This is a genomic window from Streptomyces sp. NPDC005494, assembly GCF_042872025.1.
GTDB lineage: Bacteria > Actinomycetota > Actinomycetes > Streptomycetales > Streptomycetaceae > Streptomyces.
Window position 1 is genome coordinate 218,066 of record NZ_JBIAJR010000005.1, and the last position, 15,370, is coordinate 233,435.

Genomic DNA, 15,370 nt, shown 5'->3' on the forward strand with positions numbered 1-15,370 from the left:
TGCGGCCTACCCGCGTGGGCACGCGCTTCCGCCCGCAGGCCGATGCCGGGGCGCGGGCGGGCGGAGCACCATGGAATGCATGAGCACCCTTTATCTGGACCCCCGCAGGACCGGGCCCGCACACGGCGCGACCGCGGCCACCGGTCACCCCCGCAGCCACCGCATGGGGGACGCGGTGCGCGCCCTGTCGGTCTTCGCGCGCACCGCGTTCGGTGTGGCCGTCCTCGGTGAGTACGCGGAGGAGGCGGGCGTCGTCCGCCGCCACCGCTGAACCCGGACCGCCGGGCTCCGTGCCCGGCCCGGTGAGTTCTCCGCCGAAGCCCGAAGCCCGAAGCCCGGACCCCGAAGCCCGAAGCCCGGACCCCGAAGCCTGGACCCCGAACCCCGTGGCCCGGACCCCGAGCGGTCAGCTCTCCGTCAGGAGTTCGTCCGCGTCCACGATCCGGTAGGCGTACCCCTGCTCGGCCAGGAACCGCTGGCGGTGCGCCGCGAAGTCCTGGTCGATCGTGTCGCGCGCGACCACCGAGTAGAACCGGGCCTCGTGCCCGTCCGCCTTCGGCCGCAGCACCCGGCCGAGCCGCTGCGCCTCCTCCTGGCGCGAACCGAACGTCCCGGACACCTGGATGGCGACCGTCGCCTCCGGCAGGTCGATCGAGAAGTTCGCGACCTTGGACACCACCAGCACGCTGATCTCACCCTGGCGGAACGCCTCGAACAGCTTCTCGCGCTGCGCGTTGCTCGTCTCGCCCTTGATCACCGGGGCGTCCAGGTGCTCACCCAGCTCGTCGAGCTGGTCGATGTACTGCCCGATGACGAGGGTCTGCTCGCCCTGGTGCTTGCGTACGAGAGCCTCGGTGACCTTGCGCTTCGTCGCCGTCGTCGCGCAGAACCGGTACTTCTCCTCGGCCTCGGCCGTCGCGTACGCGAGGCGTTCCGAGTCCGTGAGATTCACCCGGACCTCGACGCAGTCGGCGGGCGCGATGTAGCCCTGTGCCTCGATCTCCTTCCACGGGGCGTCGAAGCGCTTGGGCCCGATGAGCGAGAAGACGTCGGACTCCCGGCCGTCCTCGCGCACGAGCGTCGCGGTGAGCCCGAGGCGGCGGCGGGCCTGGAGATCGGCGGTGAACTTGAAGACGGGCGCGGGCAGCAGATGCACCTCGTCGTAGATCACGAGCCCCCAGTCGCGGGAGTCGAACAGCTCCAGGTGCGGGTAGATCCCCTTACGGCGGGTGGTCAGCACCTGGTACGTGGCGATCGTGACCGGCCGGATCTCCTTGCGCGTACCGCTGTACTCGCCGATCTCGTCCTCGGTCAGCGAGGTCCGCTTCACCAGCTCGTGCTTCCACTGCCGCGCCGAGACCGTGTTGGTGACCAGGATCAGCGTGGTCGCCTTGGCCTCGGCCATCGCACCGGCCCCGACGAGGGTCTTGCCCGCGCCGCAGGGGAGCACGACGACACCCGAGCCGCCGTGCCAGAAGCCGTCGACGGCCTGCCGCTGGTACGGGCGCAGCGCCCAGCCGTCCTGGTCGAGATCGATCGGGTGCGCCTCGCCGTCGACGTATCCGGCGAGGTCCTCGGCCGGCCAGCCCAGCTTCAGCAGCGTCTGCTTGATCTGCCCGCGTTCGGAGGGGTGCACGGCCACGGTGTCCGGGTCGATGCGGGCCCCGACCAGCGGCTGGACCTTCTTCGAGCGGAGGATCTCCTCCAGCACCGGACGGTCGTTCGAGGTCAGGACCAGTCCGTGCACCGGGTGCTTGGACAGGGTGAGGCGGCCGTACCGCGCCATCGTCTCGGCGATGTCGACGAGGAGCGCGTGCGGCACGGGGTAGCGGGAGTACTCCACGAGGGCGTCGACGACCTGCTCGGCGTCGTGCCCGGCCGCGCGGGCGTTCCACAGGCCCAGCGGGGTGACCCGGTAGGTGTGGATGTGCTCGGGCGCACGCTCCAGCTCGGCGAAGGGCGCGATGGCACGACGGCAGGCCTCCGCCTGGTCGTGGTCGACTTCGAGGAGCAGGGTCTTGTCACTCTGGACGATGAGGGGTCCGGGCACGCGCGTCAGCCCTTTCTGTTCTGCTTCTGCCCTGCTGCTGGGATCCGCCGCCGGGGACGGCCGTGAACGGCCAAACGTCCAGTGTGCCGCATCGGGGCCCGGACCGGGCGGCTGTGTCGGCGGCATGAGCGAGAACCACCGGCGGGCACCGCGCGCGCGGGCCGCCGAAGGCGGCACATGAAGGTTTTCCCGGCTCGGCTTCATGCGGGCCCGCCGGGGGCGGCAGTCTCCGCGTATGGCCTTCTCGCACCGCATCGCCGCCCCGGCAGCTGTCGTCGCCCTCCCGCTGGGCATGGCCGCGACCAGCTGTGCGCTCGCCGACAGCCCGGCACGGCCGGCCGGAGGGGTGATGGCGCGGACCGGGCCGGAGGGGTGAGGGCGCGGGCCGGGTGACCGGCACGGGTCTGGGGACGCGTCGGCGCCGGACCGGTCGAGCCGGGGCCGGGCCGTAGCGTGGAGGCATGGACGCGACGAAGGCGGCAGGTCAGGTGCCGGGGCCCGGCGACCCGGGCTTCCCGGCCCACCACGCGCCCCGGTGCGCCGGGATCGCCGAGCTGGACGCACGGCTCACGGGGTGCCGGGCCTGCCCCCGGCTGGTGGCCTGGCGGGAGGAGGTCGCCGAGGTGAAGCGCGCGGCCTTCCAGGACCAGGAGTACTGGGGTCGCCCCGTCCCCGGCTTCGGACCCCCGGACGCAGCCGTCGCGGTCGTCGGCCTCGCGCCCGCGGCGCACGGCGGGAACAGGACCGGCCGGATGTTCACGGGCGACGCGGCGGGCGACTTCCTCTTCACGGCCCTGCACACCGTGGGCCTCGCCTCGCGGCCCACCTCCGCCCACGCGGGGGACGGGCTGAGCCTGCGTGGCGTACGGCTCACGTCTCCCGTGCACTGCGCGCCCCCGGCCAACAGGCCCACCCCCGGTGAACGCGACACCTGCCGGGCCTGGCTGGCCGCCGAACTGGACCTCCTGAGCCCGGGGTTGCGCGCGGTGGTGGCCCTCGGCGGCTTCGGCTGGCAGGCGTTGCTCCCGGTGCTCGCCGACGCCGGATGGCAACTACCCCGTCCGCGCCCCGCCTTCGGCCACGGCGCGCACGTCGTCCTGCCCGCCACCGTGCGCAGGCAGGAGCTGCACCTGCTGGGCGCCTACCACCCGAGCCAGCGGAACACCTTCACGGGCCGGCTCACGATGCCGATGCTCGTGGGCGTGCTCCGCGAGGCCGCGACCGTGGCCGGGCTCCCCGCTTCCTGACCGTCCGGCCCTGGGCCGCCGGACGGTCAGGAACGGCTGGTAGAACAGGAGGCCGCGCCGGCAGGTCGCCGGCCCGGGGGAGGAACTCCATGTCACAGCCGCCGCCCTGGCCGCCGCAGCAGCCGTACGGCGCCCGGCCGCCCGCCCAGCCGCCGTACGGGCAGCCGGGGACAGGGCTCGGCAATCCGCACGGCGGGCAGCCCGTGGCGGACAACCCCTACACCGCCCAGCAGCCCCCGTCCCCGCAGTACGGCACCTACCCGCCTCCGCAGGCTCCCGGAACGCCTCCGCAGGGCCCGGGGGTGCCTCCGCAGGCCCCGGGAACGTTTCCGCCGGGCCCGGGGATGCCCCCGCAGGCTCCGAGGAAGCGGCGCACCGGGCTGATCGTGGGCGCCGCCGCCGCTGTGGCGCTCGTGCTGATCGGCGGCGCGGTGTGGTTCGCGGTCGGCACCGGTGACGGTGAGGACGCCGAGGCACCGGTGGCGAAGGTGAGTCCGAGTGCGGTCTCGCCCGAGCCGGGCGGGACGGACGGGACCGAGGAGGGCGGGGAGACGCCCGACGAGTCCCCCTCGGTCTCCGCCGCGCCCTCGGCCACCGGGACCGGCCTCCAGGCCGTGTGGCGGGCCACCGACTCCGCGATGATGCTCGCGCTGGGCGAGGAGTACCTCGACGAGCCGGCGCGGATCAACGCGATCCTCAGCGACGGCAAGGGCCTGGAGTGCGAGGGCCGGTGGCAGGAGGACGAGAGCGGCGACTTCCTGGAGGTGGCGCTGCTCTGCGAGCAGGACGGTGTGCGGGTCGAGGACAAGGACCGCGTCGGCAACCTCGAACAGACCGGGAACACCTTGTCCGTCGCGTGGAACAAGGGCGCCACCGGTACGGAGGCCTACGAGCGCTTCCGGGACATGGAGACGGCCTGACCCCTCGGGGCCGGCCGCGTCAGGCCGGCTCCTCGTCGGCGAGCTCCGCGACGCCCGTGATCCGGTGCAGCGGATACGTGCGGACCTCGTCGGCGGTGTGGTCGTACGCCGTGACGAAGCCGCCCTCGACCTTGACCGGGGCGATCACGCGCTGGCTGGCCGCACCGTCGGCGTTGACGTAGCCGATCCAGACCGCCGATCCGGTCATCGCGGCGGCCTGCACCGTGGCCAGGGTCTCTGCGGGGGTGGTGCGGGGCAGAGCGCCTCCCGCGGTGGCCGCCGGGGCGTCCTTGTGGACCACGGTGGCGGCGGTGTCGCCGGCCCTGATGGCCCGTACGGCGGCGGAGAGCAGGGTCGCGTCCGGGACCGGCGGGCCCTCGGGTACGGGGGCCGGAGGTGTCCGGGGCGGGGTGCGGTGGGCGCCCGCACGGGTGATCAGGACATCGCCCTCGGCGGACTCGGCGGCCGGGGCGTAGCCCATCTCGCGCAGCCCTTCGAGCAGCGAGCCCGGGTCGCTCTGGGCGGCCAGGACGGTCGGCGCGAGCCGCCGCAGCCGCAGGGTGGCCGAGCGCTTGTCGGCCAGGATCTCGTTGAGCACGGCTTCGTCGTCGCAGCGTACGTAGGCCGAGGCGGCGCCGATCCGTAGATGGCCGTGGCGTCTGGCGACGTCGTCGATGAGGTAGCTCAGCGGCTGCGGAACCGGTGTGCGGCTGTGCGTGGCGAGGAAGGCGTGCAGGTCGGTCGCGGCCTGCCCGGCGTCGAGCGCGCGGCGCACGGAGCCGGGGGTGAAGCGGTAGACCGTCGCCCCGCCCTTGGACTCGATGTCGGCGAGCACGGAGAGCGTGTCGGCGAGCGGGCGTTCCAGCGGGCCGGGCGCGACGGCCGTCAGGTCTGCCTGGAGCAGCACGTGGTCCAGCGGCTCGGGGATGAGCGGGGCGAGCCGGGCGGCGGCCTCCCCGGGGCCCTCGTCGAGCAGCGCGCGGGCCTGGGAGGACAGGGCGCCGCGGCCGGTGACGCCGAGGAGTTCCGCCTCGTTGACCGTCCACAGCGCGAGCCGCGAGCGCAGGTCCGAGGCCTCGCCCGGCGGGGGAGCCTCGCCGGGCCGGGACGTGCGCAGCGGCCTCTCCCAGCGGAGCCTGGCCAGCAGGGTCTGCGGATCGGGTGCCGTACCGGGCAGGAGTGAGGCGAACAGGGCCAGTACGCGGTGCCGCACCTCGGGCGCGGCCGAACGGTCCAGGTCCGGGCCCAGCGCCGACAGGGCCCGGCCCTTGGAGTCCTGCCCGCCGATCAGTCCCGCGGTGCGGGTGGCGGCGAGCCAGGCGGTGGTCAGGTGGGTCCAGCGGTCCTGGGCGGGGAGGTCGAGCCACTCGTCGGACGCGGGCGTCGGCGCATAGCGCTCGTCGGTCTCGCCGTCGGACGCCAGCAGGCCCGCCGCGTAGGCGAGTTCGATCCAGAAGGCGGCGACGGGCTCGGACACGTCGAGCGAACTCGCGGTCCGCTTCAGCTCGCGCACGCTCAGGCCGCCCGCCCTGAGGATGGCGGGCCCGCCGTTGTTCCAGAGCTTCAGGAGTTCCTCGACGGTGGACAGCGCCATGAACGCCTGGCCCGCCGCGGCTCTGTCCACAGCCTGTGGATCGCGCTCGGCCGCCGCCACCAGCTCCGGCGGGAAGGGCTCCGGCACCCGGTGGGCGCGGCCGGCCCGCAGATGCAGCGCGGCCTCACGCGGCAGGACGACCGTGCGCGTCGACACGGGCAGCAACAGCCCGCGGTCGCGCAGCCATTGCACCGGCGGAGCGGGATTGGGGGTGACCTCGCCGTACGGCGGCCCCCACACCAGCCGGTCGAGCACGGACAGCGCCTCCACCGGCGCGGTGTCCAGCAGCTCGGCCATCCGGGTCCGGTCGGTGAAGAGCCCGGCCAGCGCGGCGACGGCGGACACCGGGTCGTGGGTGGCGTGGAGCCCCGCCGCGGCCAGGATCTCCTGGAGCCGGCCCGGGGACATGCCGGCCGTGGCCTCGGCGACGGTCGGGCCGAGGCCGGTGGGGGAGGGGTGCTGCGGCGAGGGGGCCAGCAGCTCGCGCGCCGTGCGCACGAGGTGCAGCCGGGTGTCCTCGCCCCAGACGAGGGCCTGTTCGCGCAGGGTCGTCAGGGCTCCGGGCAGCGCGGCGGTGACGGCGGCACCCGCGTCGTCGCGCGCGTCGCCGTCGTCCTGTCCGTCACCGGTGAGGAGCGCGAGCAGCGTGTCGTACGGAGCCGGGTCCGGCGCCACGGCCAGCGCCTCCGCGGTCTGCAGGGCGAAGCGGTCGAGGTGCTCCAGCGCGCGCACCACGGAGGCGCGCGTACCGGCGCGCGTCGCCAGTTGCGTGATGTCGTTCGGTACGGGGCTGAGCAGGTCGGGGCGGGCACGCAGGAGCCCCGCCAGCGATTCGTCGCCCCGGGCGCGCAGAGCCTCGGCGAGCGTGCGCGGTGGTGTGGTCGTCCCCATCCGTCCCACGGTAGCCCCTGGAGCGCTACCGTCGGAGCAGGGCGGGTAGAGGGAGAACCATCGCGTGGGGATCGAGAGCGACCAGCTTGTCTTCGACTATCTCAGCCGGGTCGGTGACCTGGCCCAGCAGCAACAGCTGTCATCAGGAGCCCGGATGAGGCTCGTGGCGACCGTGCGGGGCGAGATCGACCGGCAGCGCGGCACGGACGGTTCGGACTCTCCCGCGGTGGTCCGGCGCATCCTCGGCAGACTCGGCGCCCCGGACGAACTCGTCGCCGCGGCAGCCGAATCGGGCGACGGCACGGTGCCGCTGCCGTCGCCGAGGGCGGGCGCCGGAAGGGCCCGGACCGAAGGCACGGCCCCGGGCGCGGTTCCCCGGGCGCGGCGGGGACTGCTGCGCAAGGACGCGTCACGCAAGGGCGCGTCGCCGGAGGCCGTCGACGCGGAGCCGGAGTCGCCGGGTGAGGAGCGTGCCGTCGACTGGCCGTCCGCGGCGGCGCCGCACATGGCGGGGCTGGACCAGGCGCCGTCCGGGGGTGAGCCCGAGTGGTGGCGGATCGAGCCGGGCCCCTTCGGAGGCGAGGGCGGACAGGGCGTGGCGAACCCCGGCACGGCCGTGCCGGGGTTCGTGGGCGGGCTGGAGAGCCCGGAGCTGTTCGGGATGCCGGCCGCGCGCAGGCCCCCCGGGCCGCGCGTCCCGGCGGAGGAGGAGGGCGACGGGCCCGGAGCTCCCGAGGCGAAGGAGGCGGCGCCCGCGCGGCCGGGGGGCGGGGACGGCGCGAAAGAGAGGCCCCGGCGGAAGCTCCGGCTGCGCCGTCCCGGGCCCGCAGCGGCCGAGGGCGCCGAGGGTGCCGGGAGGGTGCGGCTGTCGAACCCGCTGCTGCTGCTGGCCGCCGCGCTGCTGGTGGCCGGTGCGGTGTTCGGATCGTGGCTGGCGCTCGCGGGCGGCTGGCTGCTCGCCTACAGCTCGCGCAGGTTCTCGCGCGCCGAGGCGAAGTGGGTGGCCATGGGCCTGCCGGGCGTCGTGGTGGCCGGGGCCTTCGTCTGGCTGTGGGGCCGTATGGAGGGCCGCTGGGGTGCGCCCCTGGCCGCGGACGCGATGGGCGACGCGATGACGGAGGTCTGGCCGGTGGTGGTGCGGGTGGCCGCGGTGGCCTCGGCGCTCTACCTGGTGTGGCGCTCGCGGCGGCTGGCCGGGTGAACGCGAGAGTGTACGTTCGTACATTCCAGGTGTACGATCGTACGCATGACGACGGACTACTTCGCCCAGGATCCGCGTACCAACCTGGAGCGCATGCGCGCGGGTGACCTCTACATCGCCGACGACCCGGAGATCGCCCGGCAGCAGCAGCGGGCGATGCAGCTCACGGCCCGCTACCAGGCCACGTACACCGAGGACACCGACCGGGCCCGGACGGTCCTGGCCGAGCTGCTCGACTCGGTCGGCGAGGGCGTCGACCTGCGCCCGCCGCTGTTCGTCGACTACGGCAGCAACATCGCCATCGGCGCCCGTACCTTCGTCAACTACCACCTCACCGCGCTGGACGTCGCCCGGATCACGATCGGCGAGGACTGCCAGATCGGCCCCAACGTCCAGCTCCTCACGCCCACCCACCCGGTGGAGCCGGACCCCCGGCGGGACAAGCTGGAGGCGGCCCTCCCCATCACCATCGGCGACAACGTCTGGCTCGGCGGGGGCGTCATCGTCTGCCCCGGAGTGACCATCGGTGACAACTCCGTGATCGGAGCCGGCGCCGTGGTCACCAAGGACATCCCGGCGAACGTCGTCGCCGTGGGCAACCCCGCCCGCGTCCTGCGCGAGATCTGAGGGCACCATGGCCACCGGGCGCACGGATCCACAGCGCCGCGAGCGCATCCTCGCCGCCACCCTGGACCACATCGCGGACGAGGGCGTCGCCGGCGTCTCCCACCGCAAGATCGCCCTGCGCGCGGATGTGCCGCTGGGGTCGATGACGTACCACTTCGGCGGTATGGACGATCTGCTGCGGGAGGCCTTCACCCGGTTCGCCGACCAGATCGTTGCCGTGTTCGAGCTGCACCTGGGCCGCGCGGGCACGCCCGAGGAGGCCCGGGAAGCGGTCGTCGAGCTCATCCACCTGCTCTCCGAGGGGCCGCGCCGCGAGCTGGTCCTCACGCAGGAGCTCTACACGCTGGCCGCGCGGCGCGACGAGTACCGCGAGCTCACCCACGCCTGGATGAACCGCAGCCGCCGCCTGCTGGAGCAGCACTTCGACCCGGACACCGCCCGTCAGCTGGACGCGCTGATCGAAGGGCTCTCCCTGCACCGGTCACTCGAAACCGAGCCGCAGGACCGCGAGCTGACGCGGCTGGCGGTACGGAGGATGACCACGGTGGCCGAGCCCGGCACCTGACGCACCCGAGCCGGCGCCCGCACCTGATCCGGCGCCGCCCCCGACTGCCCGTGGGGTCCGGACCTGACCCCGGACCCCACGGGTTCCGCCCTCCCGCTCCGCCGGAGAGTCACCCGGTGGGCCGGTCACGGTACGCGGGGCCCTTCACCTGCCCCCCGTGCCGCGTCCCCGGGCGCGCTCCTCGCGCCACGCCACCTGCTGGGCCGTCACCGGCGCCTCGATCCGGTAGACGTCGCCGACCCGCAGCTCTCCCGGGGCGCGGTGAGGGTCCCGGGCCCCGATGAAGTGGACGGCCGTGAGTGAACCGGGCTGCCAGAACGTCCGGAACCGCGGTGCGTTCGCCGCGGGCTCCGGGATCTCCACCAGCGGCACCCCGCGCCTGTCCAGAAGGCGTCGCAGCTTCTCGAAGGGCAGCCGGGGCGCGAACCTCCCGTACCGGGCCCCGAGCACCTCGCCCGGGGCGGTGCGGTCGCCGTGGACGAGCCGGTGCACCTGGAGGCTGAAGTGGTGCCCGGACCAGGGGTCACCGGCCGCGGCCCGCTGCCAGTGGAACTCCGCCAGCCCGTAGTCACGGAACATCGCCCTCTTCCCGGCCCGGTTCTCCGCGAAGTCCGTCCCCATCACGTCGGCGACCCGGCCGGGGGAGTCGGAAGGACGCAGGCCGAGCACGGTGCCGGTGCGCACGGCATCGACGTAGAACGCCAGGGAGTACGGGGTCAACGGTCGGTCCTCGGTCGGGGGCGGCGGAGCCGTCCGGCGGGGGCGGAGGACGGTGAGCCCGCCCTGCGGGGGCGGCCAGGTCAGCCCCGCCGGGGCAGTCGGCACAATGGTTCCATGCCTTCACACACCCTGACGGTCGGTTTCGACCTGGACATGACGCTCATCGACTCCCGGCCCGGCATCAAGGCCGCCTACGAGACGCTGGCCTCCGAGACGGGTGTGTACATCGACACCGACCTGGTCGTCAGCCGGCTCGGCCCGCCGCTGGAGGAGGAGATGGCCAACTGGTTCCCCGCCGACGCGATCGCGGAGGCCTGCGACCGCTACCGCGCGCTCTATCCGGACGAGGCCATCACGCCGACGACCGCGCTTCCCGGCGCCCGGGAGGCGGTCGAGGCCGTCCAGGCGCTCGGCGGCCGGGCGATGGTCGTCACCGCGAAGTACGAGCCGAACGCCAAGCTCCACCTGGCGCACCTCGGCATCGGGGCGGACGTGCTGATCGGCGGGCTCTGGGCCGAGGGCAAGGCGGAGGCACTCCTCGAATACGGCGCGGGAATCTACGTCGGCGACCACACCGGGGACGTGCGGGGTGCACACGCCGCGAACGCCCTGTCGGTCGGCGTCGTCACCGGCCCGTGCGGCGAGGAGGAGCTGCGGGCGGCCGGAGCCGAGGTGATCCTGCCGGACCTCACCGCGTTCCCCGCCTGGCTGCGGAGCCACACGGGAGCCTGACAGGGTGCGATGCCGTGCCGCCGCCCTCGGGGGGTACGGGCGGCGCGGACCGCTCCGAGCAGCGGATTCGCGCCATTGTCGGGCCCTGCCCGGCAGCGCGACGGCGGAGGCCGGCACGGGCGCCCCGGCGCGACCGCGGCCGGGGCGGGCGGCTACCGCGCGGCGGCGCGCTTCGGGGAGTTCTTCCACACCGAGCGGACCACCCCCGCGGCGGCGATCAGGAAGCCCACGCCCATCAGCATGCACACCGCGTACGCGACGGACGGGAACGGCTCGGTGCCCAGGAACAGCGGGGCCACGGTGACCAGAGTGGCGACCGCGCCGACGAAGAAGACGATCGCGCCGACCTGTACGAGCCGGTCGCCTGCGCCTGAAGGAGTAGTACTCACCCGGCCAGGGTAGTTCCCAGCTCGGCGGAACCGTTCGGCGACGTCTTGTGTCCGGCCTCCGGGCCATTAGCCTGGGACCTGGCGGGTCGGTGACCCGCTGTACTGCTATCCGGAGCCGTATGGCGGCTCTCCCGCGCACCGACGAGTACGAGGACGAGGACAGACGTGCCCACGGGTAAGGTCAAATGGTTCAATCCGGAAAAAGGCTTCGGCTTTCTTTCGCGCGACGACGGCGCCGACGTCTTCGTCCACTCCTCGGTGCTCCCGGCAGGCGTCGACGCCCTCAAGCCCGGCCAGCGCGTCGAGTTCGGTGTGGTCGCCGGCCAGCGCGGTGACCAGGCGCTCTCCGTGGTGATCCTCGACCCCACCCCGTCCGTCGCCGCCGCGCAGCGGCGCAGGCCGGACGAGCTGGCCTCGATCGTGCAGGACCTGACGACCGTGCTGGAGAACATCACGCCGATGCTGGAGCGCGGCCGCTACCCCGACAAGGCCGCGGGCGCCAAGATCGCGGGCCTGCTCAGGGCCGTCGCCGACCAGCTCGACGTCTGAGCCACGCCGCCCGGGCCCGCCCCGCCGGGCGGGCCCGAAGGGTCAGCCGGCGGTGAAGGACAGCGCGTCGGGGGCCAGCGGGGGGACGAGCCCCTCGGCCGCCGCGCGGGTCAGCAGACCGCGGATCGCCGCGTAACCGTGCTCACCGAGGTCCGCGGTGAATTCGTTCACGTACAGCCCGATGTGCTGGTCGGCCACGGACGGATCCATCTCCTGGGCGTGCTCCAGGACGTACGGCCGTGAGCGCTCCGGGTCGTCCCAGGCCATCCGCACCGACGTACGGACCGACTCCGCGAGCAGCTTCAGCGTCTCCTCGCCCAGCGAGCGCTTGGCGATGATCGCGCCCAGCGGGATCGGCAGGCCGGTGGTCGTCTCCCAGTGCTCGCCCATGTCCGCGAGGCTGTGCAGTCCGTAGTTCCGGTACGTGAAGCGGGCCTCGTGGATCACGAGCCCCGCGTCCACCCGGCCGTCACGCACCGCGGGCATGATCTCGTCGAAGGGCATCACGACGATCTCGCCGACGCCGCCCGGGACGACCTCGGCCGCCCAGAGCCGGAAGAGCAGATACGCGGTGGAGCGCTCGCTCGGCACCGCGACGGTCTTCCCGGTCAGGTCCGTGCCCGGCTCCCTGGTGAGGACGAGCGGCCCGCAGCCGCGCCCCAGCGCGCCGCCGCAGGGCAGCAGCGCGTACTCCTCCAGCACCCAGGGCAGGACGGCGTACGACACCTTCAGCACGTCGAACTCGCCGCGCTCGGCCATGCCGTTGGTGAGGTCGATGTCGGCGAAGGTGACGTCGAGCGCCGGTGCGCCGGGGACCCTTCCGTGTGCCCAGGCGTCGAAGACGAAGGTGTCGTTCGGGCACGGCGAGAAGGCGATCCGCAGGGCCGGACGGGCCGCTTCGGCGGATCCGGCCGCGGTGTCAGTCACGGTGTCGGTCGTGTCGGTCATGCCGGTTCCAACTTTCCACTACAGGTGCGATCTTCCCGAACGCCTCGGTGAGCGCGGCCAGGGCGTCCCCGATCCGCCACGCCGCGCGGTCGCGCGGCCCCACGGTGTTCGAGACGGCCCGGAGCTCCAGGGCCGGCACCCCGAGCCCGGCGGCGGCCTCCGCCACGCCGAAGCCCTCCATGGCCTCGGCCGCGGCGCCGGGGTGGGCGGCCAGCAGCTCGGCGGTGCGCGCGGCACTGCCCGTGGCGGTGGAGACGGTGAGGACGGGGCCCGGCACGGCGCCGGTGGCCGCCGCCACGTCCCGTACGAGGGATTCGGGCGGCAGGAAGGTGTCCCTGCCGAAGCCGAGACCCGTGACGGGCACGAAGCCGTCCGGAGTCTCGGCGCCCAGGTCGGCGGCGACGATGCCCGTCGCCACGACGAGGGAGCCGACGGGTGAGGCGGGCGGGAAGCCGCCGCCGATCCCGGCCGAGACGACGAGTGCGTACGGCTCGGAGGCGGCCGCGAGGGCGAAGGCGGTCACGGCCGCCGCCGCGGCCGGGCCGGCACCACCCGCGACGACGTCGAACGGACCGGCGCAGTGCAGCTGGGCACCGGGCACCTCACGGACCTCCGGCTCACCCCCGAACGCACGCGTGACCGCGTCCCGTTCGGCCGGGACAGCGGTCACGACAAGCACCCGCACAGCGGTGGTCCTCGCGGTCAGGGGGTCAGGAGGTCTTCTTGAGCTGGAAGTGCCAGATGCCCGTGAGCTTCTGGCCCTTGGTCTCGACGATGCTGACCTGCGTCTTGTCCGCCGTGGTCTCGCCGGTCTGGCTCGCGAAGAAGGCGCTGCCCGGGATCGAGCGGTAGGTCTTCTTGTACGGCTCCTGCTCGGCCTGCTGGCCGTTGATGAAGAGCGTCCAGCCCTTCTCCGCGACCTCGGGGTCGACGCCGAAGCGGACCTTGTCGTCCATCGCGACCTTGACGGACTTCTCCGCCTTCTTGTTGAGGCAGCCCTGGATCTCGGACTCCTTGAGGGCGTTGCCGTCGTTGTAGCAGGCGGCCTCGGTGCTCACCGAGGTGTCGCCGACCGTCACGGTGGCGAGCGGCGTCGGCTTGTCGCAGGCGGACAGGACAAGGAGTCCCGCGGACACGGCACCGAGAGCGACGCCGATTCGACGGCCCTTACCGGAGAAGAACGCAACGGTCATGCGCCGAAGGTTATCGGTCGGTGCCGCTCACGCCACGCGGGGGTGCGGTGTGCCGCGCCGCGCGGCCCCCAGGAGGCCCCGTACGGAGGCCCCGGCGCCGAGGGCGAGGATGCCGGCGGCGACGGACATGCCCAGTACTCCGTTGAGGGGGAGCGCGATGCCGATCGCGCCGCCCACCACCCAGGACATCTGGAGCAGCGTCTCCGACCGGGCGAAGGCCGAGGTGCGCACCTCCTCCGGCACGTCCCGCTGGATCATCGCGTCCAGCGACAGCTTCGAGAGGGCCTGGGTGAAGCCGGCGACCCCGGCCAGGGCGGCGACCATCACCGTGCTGAAGAACACCGCCGCCAGTACGGCCGCCGCCAGGGCGAGGCCCAGCACCGTCGCGACGATCACCTCGGGGCCGCGCGCCCTGAGCCATGAGCCCACCGCCGTACCGCAGGCGTTCCCCGTGCCCGCCGCGACGCCCACGATGCCGAGGGAGACGGCGGCGCTCTGGCCCGCGAGCGGGTGCTCCCGCAGCAGGAAGGCCAGGAAGAAGATCAGGAACCCGGAGAGCGCCCGGTGCGAGGCGTTGGCCTGGAGGCCGTGCAGGACGGAGGGGCCGACCGAACGCAGTCCGGGCGGCTTCTCCCGTCCGTTCTTCCTGGTGCTGCCGCTCCGTTCCCCCTTGCGGACGGCGGGGGCGGGCGGACGGGCCGCCTCCTCGTGCGGCAGGACCAGGCGCGCCTTGCGCTCACCCTTCGCGGAGTCGACCTTGTGCGGCAGGGTGAAGGCGAGGACGGTCCCGCCGAGGAAGATCGCGCAGGCGCCGTAGAGCGGCCAGGGGGAACCGATGGTCTGCAGCCCCGCACCGATCGGCGCCGCGATGCCGGTCGCCAGCAGCCCCGCCAGGGTGACCCGGGAATTGGCCTTCACCAGGGAGAAGCGGGGTGGCAGGAGACGGGGCACGACGGCGCTGCGCACGACCCCGTACGCCTTCGAGCAGACCAGGACCGCCAGGGCGGCCGGATAGAGCTCCAGGCCGCCCGTGGCCACCGCGGACGACATCGTGATCGCGAGTACCGCGCGAGCGAACATCGCGCCCGCCATCGCGGCTCGCCGCCCGTGCGGCAGCCGGTCCAGGAGTGGGCCCACCACCGGGGCGAGCAGGGTGAAGGGGGCCATCGTGATGGCCAGGTAGAGGGCGACGCGCCCGCGCGCCTCGTCGGTGGGTACGGAGAAGAAGACCGTGGAGGCGAGCGCCACAGTGATCATGACGTCACCCGCGCCGTTCACCGCGTGCAGCTCGATGAGCTTGCCGAGACCGGACTCGCCCGCGCCATGGGCGTGGGTCGCCTTGCGGATCCCCCGGGCGGTCCCCGTGAACGGAGCGCGCAGGGCACGGCCCATCGCCCGGCCCGCCCTGCGGAGCGGGCCGGATCCGTCGGACGACCTGGCGGTGGCCACGGGGTCATAGTGCCCCACCCCCTGCCGTCACGAACCCAAGATCGGGCGGGACGCGGCGGCCGACGCTCCGTCGGGTGAGTCGTCATCGGTCCGGAAATGGCTTGGATGCGACAGGGTTCCGTCGTGAATCCGAGCCGTTCCGGCCTTGGATCCGCCCCTTTCCGACCCAGTTACGGTCCTGTTTGGGACGGGCAGGTGGGCGTCGGGCGGCGGAGAGGGTAGCGTGCACTCACGCGCCACCGGCGGTTGTTCTTGGCCGCGCGCCTCTCCGCGATCCCGCAGAATGGGTGGCAGA

Annotated in this window: 17 protein-coding genes; 9 read left to right on the forward strand and 8 right to left on the reverse strand. The window is 73.8% G+C overall.

Annotated elements, in window-relative coordinates; genetic code table 11:
• Positions 1-79 precede the first annotated feature (79 nt).
• On the forward strand, positions 80-271 hold the full coding sequence (locus ACFYQ6_RS17340) for a hypothetical protein (RefSeq protein ID WP_361578683.1): 192 nt from the start codon (positions 80-82) through the stop codon (positions 269-271).
• Positions 272-406: 135 nt separating this feature from the next.
• Here the strand turns inward: ACFYQ6_RS17340 and ACFYQ6_RS17345 are convergent, their stop codons facing one another.
• The gene (locus ACFYQ6_RS17345) at positions 407-2,050 is read right to left on the reverse strand and encodes a DNA repair helicase XPB (protein WP_361578211.1); all 1,644 of its coding nucleotides are present in this window, start codon (positions 2,048-2,050) and stop codon (positions 407-409) included.
• A gap of 235 nt (positions 2,051-2,285) precedes the next feature.
• Here ACFYQ6_RS17345 and ACFYQ6_RS17350 point away from each other — a divergent pair, with 235 nt between their 5' ends.
• From ACFYQ6_RS17350 to ACFYQ6_RS17360, 3 genes are all read left to right on the forward strand, one after another.
• Positions 2,286-2,426 (forward strand): hypothetical protein, encoded by a 141-nt coding sequence (locus tag ACFYQ6_RS17350; protein ID WP_388763633.1) that lies wholly within the window; start codon positions 2,286-2,288, stop codon positions 2,424-2,426.
• An 85-nt stretch (positions 2,427-2,511) separates the two neighbouring features.
• The gene (locus ACFYQ6_RS17355) at positions 2,512-3,297 is read left to right on the forward strand and encodes a uracil-DNA glycosylase (protein ID WP_361578208.1); all 786 of its coding nucleotides are present in this window, start codon (positions 2,512-2,514) and stop codon (positions 3,295-3,297) included.
• A gap of 89 nt (positions 3,298-3,386) precedes the next feature.
• On the forward strand, positions 3,387-4,217 hold the full coding sequence (locus ACFYQ6_RS17360; RefSeq protein WP_388763636.1) for a hypothetical protein: 831 nt from the start codon (positions 3,387-3,389) through the stop codon (positions 4,215-4,217).
• A gap of 19 nt (positions 4,218-4,236) precedes the next feature.
• Here the strand turns inward: ACFYQ6_RS17360 and ACFYQ6_RS17365 are convergent, their stop codons facing one another.
• Entirely contained in the window at positions 4,237-6,702 is a 2,466-nt protein-coding gene (locus ACFYQ6_RS17365) for a helicase-associated domain-containing protein (RefSeq protein WP_388763638.1), read from the reverse strand.
• A gap of 64 nt (positions 6,703-6,766) precedes the next feature.
• Between ACFYQ6_RS17365 and ACFYQ6_RS17370 the strand changes: the two genes are divergently transcribed.
• Genes ACFYQ6_RS17370 through ACFYQ6_RS17380 form a run of 3 tightly spaced genes read left to right on the forward strand, consistent with a single transcriptional unit; the run spans position 6,767 to position 9,095 of the window.
• A complete protein-coding gene (locus tag ACFYQ6_RS17370; RefSeq protein ID WP_361578202.1) occupies positions 6,767-7,903 on the forward strand; it encodes a hypothetical protein in 1,137 nt (378 codons plus the stop codon).
• Between the two features lie 45 nt (positions 7,904-7,948).
• Positions 7,949-8,530, forward strand: coding sequence for a sugar O-acetyltransferase (locus ACFYQ6_RS17375; RefSeq protein ID WP_388763640.1), 582 nt, complete (start codon positions 7,949-7,951; stop codon positions 8,528-8,530).
• 7 nt (positions 8,531-8,537) lie between these two features.
• Complete coding sequence (locus ACFYQ6_RS17380; RefSeq protein ID WP_361578196.1) at positions 8,538-9,095, forward strand: TetR family transcriptional regulator; 558 nt, start codon at positions 8,538-8,540, stop codon at positions 9,093-9,095.
• Positions 9,096-9,239: 144 nt separating this feature from the next.
• Here the strand turns inward: ACFYQ6_RS17380 and ACFYQ6_RS17385 are convergent, their stop codons facing one another.
• On the reverse strand, positions 9,240-9,815 hold the full coding sequence (locus tag ACFYQ6_RS17385; protein WP_388763642.1) for a hypothetical protein: 576 nt from the start codon (positions 9,813-9,815) through the stop codon (positions 9,240-9,242).
• A gap of 114 nt (positions 9,816-9,929) precedes the next feature.
• Between ACFYQ6_RS17385 and ACFYQ6_RS17390 the strand changes: the two genes are divergently transcribed.
• A complete protein-coding gene (locus ACFYQ6_RS17390) occupies positions 9,930-10,547 on the forward strand; it encodes an HAD hydrolase-like protein (protein ID WP_361578190.1) in 618 nt (205 codons plus the stop codon).
• Positions 10,548-10,699: 152 nt separating this feature from the next.
• Here the strand turns inward: ACFYQ6_RS17390 and ACFYQ6_RS17395 are convergent, their stop codons facing one another.
• Positions 10,700-10,936 carry a hypothetical protein gene (locus ACFYQ6_RS17395; protein ID WP_356736945.1) on the reverse strand — a complete coding sequence of 79 codons (237 nt, stop codon included), beginning with the start codon at positions 10,934-10,936 and terminating at the stop codon, positions 10,700-10,702.
• A gap of 165 nt (positions 10,937-11,101) precedes the next feature.
• Between ACFYQ6_RS17395 and ACFYQ6_RS17400 the strand changes: the two genes are divergently transcribed.
• A complete protein-coding gene (locus ACFYQ6_RS17400; RefSeq protein WP_145804395.1) occupies positions 11,102-11,485 on the forward strand; it encodes a cold-shock protein in 384 nt (127 codons plus the stop codon).
• 42 nt (positions 11,486-11,527) lie between these two features.
• Here the strand turns inward: ACFYQ6_RS17400 and ACFYQ6_RS17405 are convergent, their stop codons facing one another.
• From ACFYQ6_RS17405 to ACFYQ6_RS17420, 4 genes are read right to left on the reverse strand one after another with little or no spacing between them, the layout of a single operon-like run.
• Entirely contained in the window at positions 11,528-12,433 is a 906-nt protein-coding gene (locus tag ACFYQ6_RS17405; RefSeq protein WP_361578185.1) for a 1,4-dihydroxy-6-naphthoate synthase, read from the reverse strand.
• Positions 12,405-13,118: a futalosine hydrolase gene (locus ACFYQ6_RS17410; RefSeq protein ID WP_388763645.1), complete on the reverse strand. Its 714-nt coding sequence runs from the start codon at positions 13,116-13,118 to the stop codon at positions 12,405-12,407. The genes ACFYQ6_RS17405 and ACFYQ6_RS17410 overlap by 29 nt, the downstream gene beginning before the upstream one ends.
• A 25-nt stretch (positions 13,119-13,143) precedes the next feature.
• Complete coding sequence (locus ACFYQ6_RS17415) at positions 13,144-13,626, reverse strand: DUF2771 domain-containing protein (RefSeq protein WP_361578179.1); 483 nt, start codon at positions 13,624-13,626, stop codon at positions 13,144-13,146.
• A gap of 27 nt (positions 13,627-13,653) precedes the next feature.
• Positions 13,654-15,075, reverse strand: coding sequence for an MFS transporter (locus ACFYQ6_RS17420; RefSeq protein ID WP_361578176.1), 1,422 nt, complete (start codon positions 15,073-15,075; stop codon positions 13,654-13,656).
• Between the last annotated feature and the right edge of the window lie 295 nt (positions 15,076-15,370).